General features: G+C 67.3%; 1 protein-coding gene. It reads left to right on the top strand.

The window, feature by feature from the left end:
- Nucleotides 1-66 precede the first annotated feature (66 nt).
- Nucleotides 67-1,271 (top strand): IS3 family transposase gene (locus B072_RS0135415; protein WP_086020444.1). Its coding sequence is split into 2 segments (ribosomal slippage): nt 67-358 and nt 358-1,271, totalling 1,206 coding nucleotides; the frame shifts between segments, so codons are not numbered across the junction.
- The last annotated feature ends 31 nt before the right edge of the window (nt 1,272-1,302 follow it).

The raw sequence follows: 1,302 nt of genomic DNA, 5'->3' as shown, positions 1-1,302 counted from the left end.
GGGCCTTGACCCCTGATGTTGAACACACGAGACACTGGATCCTGAGGATCTGAGAACGGACATCTCGTGGTCATGAAGAACTACCCGCCGGAGTTCAAGGCGGACGCGGTCGCGCTCTACGAGTCGCGGCCGGAGGCGACGATCAGGTCGGTCGCCGCCGATCTGGGCATCAATCCGGAGACCTTGCGGAACTGGGTGAGGGCTGCCGGAGCAAGCCGTCCGCGAGGACGCCGGACGCCGGAGACGGCTCAGCCGCCGGAACCGCTGGAGGCGGAGAACGCGGCCTTGCGGAAGAAGATCCGCGAGTTGGAGGAGGAACGCGAGATCCTGCGGAAGGCGGCCAAATATTTCGCCGGGGAGACGCGCTGGTGAACCGCTTCCAGTGCGTCGCCGACCTGCAGCGCCGCTACGGCGTGAAGCGGCTCTGCAGCGTCCTCGGTGTCAGCCGCTCGAGCTTCTACTACTGGCGCCGGACAGCCGCCGACCGGGCCGTCCGGCAGGCGGCCGACGCACAACTGGCCGCCCGGATACGGGCGGTGCACCAGGAATCGGACGGCACCTACGGAGCCCCGAGGATCACCGCCGAACTCCGCGAGACGATCGGTGAGGCGGTCAATCACAAGCGGGTCGCCAGGATCATGCGGGAGTCCGGGATCGAAGGGGTCCGGTTGCGCCGCCGGCACCGCACCACCGTCCCCGATCCGGCCGCAGCCAAGGCTCCGGACCTGATCCGCCGCGACTTCACCGCCGTCACGCCGAACACGAAGTACGTCGGCGACATCACCTACCTGCCCATCGACGGCGGGAAGTTCTGCTACCTGGCCACCGTCATCGACCTCGCCTCACGCCGCCTGGCCGGCTGGGCGATCGCCGACCACATGCGCACGGACCTCGTGACCGACGCCCTGGCCGCGGCCATCCGCACCCGCGGAAGTCTCGCAGGGTCGATCATGCACACCGACCACGGAGCCCAGTACACGAGCAGGGCCTTCGCTGAAGCCTGCAGGTCAGCAGGGGTCCGGCAGAGCATGAGCGCGGTCGGGTCCAGCGCGGACAACGCACTCGCCGAGTCCTTCAATGCGACCTTCAAACGCGAGGCCCTGCAAGGCCGAAAGAGCTGGCCAAGCGAGCGCGAGGCTCGACTCGATGCGTTCAGATGGCTCCACCGCTACAACACCCGGCGCCGACACTCCCGCCTCGGACAACGATCACCGATCGCCTTCGAGAACGCCTTCCACCTCACATCAACTACGCTGGCACCAGCCGCATAACCCGTGTTCAGGATTCAGGGTCAAGGCCCGT

The sequence above is a fragment of the Streptomyces sp. HmicA12 genome, assembly GCF_000373565.1.
Classification (GTDB): Bacteria; Actinomycetota; Actinomycetes; order Streptomycetales; family Streptomycetaceae; genus Streptomyces.
Note: the sequence above shows the minus strand (reverse complement) of the source record. Positions and strands in the feature narration are given on the sequence as shown.